Source organism: Micromonospora sp. AMSO12t (assembly GCF_008806585.1).
Lineage (GTDB): Bacteria > Actinomycetota > Actinomycetes > Mycobacteriales > Micromonosporaceae > Micromonospora > Micromonospora reichwaldensis.
In genome coordinates this window covers 1-3,136 of sequence record NZ_WAAS01000435.1, presented here as the reverse complement: position 1 = coordinate 3,136, position 3,136 = coordinate 1, and the positions used below count along the sequence as shown (strand labels likewise).

The window sequence follows — 3,136 nt, the reverse complement described above, 5'->3', positions numbered from 1 at the left end:
CGGCAACGCCCTCGCGGGCCTCGCCGCTGGCCCGGACCTGCCCGTGCCACCAGGCGATCCGGTCCTCGTCCGCCCGCCCGTCGACGATCTCCTTGGCGGCGGCGACGCTGAGCTGCGACCGGGCGACCACGGCGGCGGTGAGCTCGTCCACCCGGGCGGCGAGCCCGTCGCCCGGCAGCACCTCGTCGACCAGGCCCACCCGCAGCGCCCGCTCGGCGTCGATCAGCTCGGCGGTGAAGAGCAGGTGCTTGGCCGCGGCCGGGCCGACCAGCCGGGCCAGCCGGCGGGTGGTCGGCGCCGGATAGACCAGGCCCAGCCGCGCAGGCGGCACGCCGAACCGCGCGTCGGTGGTGGCGACCCGCAGGTCGCAGGCGACGGCGAGCTGACAGCCGCCGCCCACGCACGCGCCCCGGACGGCGGCGACGGTGGGCTTGGCGAAGGCGGCGAGCCGCTCCTCGGCGGCCACCGCGATGCTGGCGTCACCGGCGTCCAGCAGCTCGTCCAGGTCGCCCAGGTCCGCGCCGGCGCAGAAGGTGTCCCCCGCGCCGGTGAGCACCAGCGCCCGGACGGCCGGGTCGGCCTCCAGCCCGTCGAGCAGCTCCGGCAGCCGTCGCCACATGGCGGTGGTCATCGCGTTGCGCCGCGCCGGATTGCGGATCACCACCGTCGCCACCGGCCCGGCCACCTCGACGAGGAGTTCCGCGTCCGCCACCGTCACCACCCCTTCGACGTCCCGCCCGGCCGCCGGGAGCGGCGACGCGTGCGGCGACCATAACGGCGCCGGCCCGACGACCACCCTGGCGGGGTGGTCGCCGGGCCGGCGACGGTACGGCTACGTCAGGAGACGTTGAGCGCGGTGTCGTCCACGACGAAGGACGTCTGGAGCGACACGTCCTCGGTGCCGGTGAACCTCAGGGTCACGGTCTGGCCCTTGTACGCGGCCAGCGAGAACGACTTCTGGCTGTAGCCCGCGGCCTTGTTCAGGTTCGAGTACGTGGCGAGGGTCGCCAGCACCGTCCCGGAGGAGTTGAGCACCTGCACCCGCAGCGTGTCGTACGCGGTGCTGCTGGTGGTCTCGGCCGAGTCGATGTGCAGCCAGAAGCTGAAGTTGTACGACGTGCACCCGGCCGGCAGGCTCACCGACTGGGAGAGCGTCTCGGTACGGGTGGTCCCGTACCCGTTCATCCACGCGCTCCACGTGCCGGTGCGGGCCGGCTGCGCGGTGCCGTGCTGGCCGATCACGCCCGAGGACTGCGTCCAGGCGGTGACCCCGGACTCGAAGCCCGCGTTGGCGAGCTTCTGACCCGGGCTGGTGCAGCCGCCGCCGGTGCCGTTCACCGTCAGCGTGTAGGTGGCGCTGCGGGTGACCGAGCCGGCGCCGTTCACGGTGACCGTGTAGGTGCCGGGCGCCGTGGCGGCCGTGGTGGCGACGGTCAGGGTCGACGACCCGCCCGAGGTCACCGAGGCCGGGCTGAACGAGGCGGTCGCCCCGCTCGGCAGGCCGGAGGCCGACAGCGTCACGGTCTGCGCCGACCCGCTGGTGGTGGCCGTGGCCACGGTGGTGGAGACCGAGCTGCCCGGGTTCACCGCGCCGGAGGTCGGCGAGAGCGAGACCGAGAAGTCGTTGCCGGTCGAGCACGGCGCGTCGTTGCCGGCCACGTTCACCGCGGTCCAGGCCGCCTGGACGGTCTTGTACTCGGTGGAGCAGCTGCCGTACAGGTCGGTCGCGGCGCGCAGGCTGTACGCCCGGGCGGTGTTGGCCGGGTTGCTGGTGTTGACGTACGAGGTGTTGGAGGTGAAGTACGCGTCCAGCGCCCGCCACCAGATCTTCTCGGCCTTGGCGCGGCCGATGCCGGTCACCGCCGGGGCGGAGCCGCAGACCGGCGAGGTGCCGTACGAGGTGGCCCCGGTGCCCTCGGCGAGGTTGAAGAAGAAGTGGTTGGCGACACCGGACGAGTAGTGCACGTCCTTGCTCCTGGTCGAGGTGGACCAGCAGCTGTCGCTCGAACCGTCCAGGGACGGGTTGTACATGTAGCGCAGCGGCGTACCGTTGCCGTTGATGTTGATCTTTTCACCGACCTGGTAGTCGCCCGGGTCGGCGGAGCTGTTGGCGTAGAACTCGACCATGTTGCCGAAGATGTCGCTGGTGGCCTCGTTGAGGCCGCCGGACTCGCCGGAGTAGGTCAGGCCGCCGGGGACGACGTTCTCGGTCACGCCGTGGCTCATCTCGTGGGCGGCCACGTCGATGGAGACGAGCGGCCGGGAGTTGCCGCTGCCGTCGCCGTAGGTCATCCGGGAGCCGTCCCAGAAGGCGTTGACGTAGTTGTTGCCGTAGTGCACCCGGCTCGGCACGCCCCGGCCGTCGCCGAAGATGCCGTTGCGGCCGTGCACGTTCTTGAAGTAGTCGAAGGTCTTGGCGGCGCCGTGGTGCGCGTCCACGGCGGCGGACTGCCGGTTGGAGGCGGCGCCGGTGCCCCAGGTGTTGTCGGCGTCGGTGAACGTGGTGCACGTCGACGTGCCGTTGTTCATGTCGCACGTGGAGCCGTTGCCGCGCAGCGGGTCGATCATCTGGTACGTGCTGCCGGAGAGCGTGGTGTCCACGGTGACGGTGCCCGAGTAGACGCTGTTGCCCGTGCCGGAGACGGCCTCGATCTCGTCGTACGAGCCGACGGCCTTGCCCGTGGTGGCGTCGGTGACGACGTGGAACCGCGACGGCGTCTGCCCGTCCGGGTGCCAGCCGGTGACGACGGTCTCCCAGGCGAGCCGGCCCTTGCCGGAGCTGGCGTCGACGAAGAGCTCCGGGGTGCCCACCGCGGTGAGCGTGCCGGAGAACTCGGCGCGGGCGGCCTTCTTCGCGGCGGCGGAGGAGACCTTCGCCGTGGTGGGGAGGGTCAGCGGGGCGTCCAGACCGACCGAGGAGCCGGCGTAGCCGCCGTTCGGGGTCGTGTGGATGACGAAGTCACCGCCGTACACCCGCAGGCCCTGGTAGGTCCGGGTGTAGCGGGTGTGGGCGGCGCCGGTGCCCCAGGTGTTGTCGGCGTCGGTGAACGTGGTGCACGTCGACGTGCCGTTGTTCATGTCGCACGTGGAGCCGTTGCCGCGCAGCGGGTCGATCATCTGGTACGTGCTGCCGGAG

Annotated in this window: 2 protein-coding genes; both read right to left on the bottom strand. The window is 72.0% G+C overall.

What is annotated here, in order from left to right:
* Window positions 1-718: enoyl-CoA hydratase/isomerase family protein (locus F6X68_RS31835; RefSeq protein ID WP_151457710.1), on the bottom strand; the 718-nt coding region annotated here is incomplete at its 3' end.
* 119 nt (window positions 719-837) lie between these two features.
* The gene (locus F6X68_RS31830; protein ID WP_225852557.1) at window positions 838-3,117 is read right to left on the bottom strand and encodes a M4 family metallopeptidase; all 2,280 of its coding nucleotides are present in this window, start codon (window positions 3,115-3,117) and stop codon (window positions 838-840) included.
* Window positions 3,118-3,136: the final 19 nt, after the last annotated feature.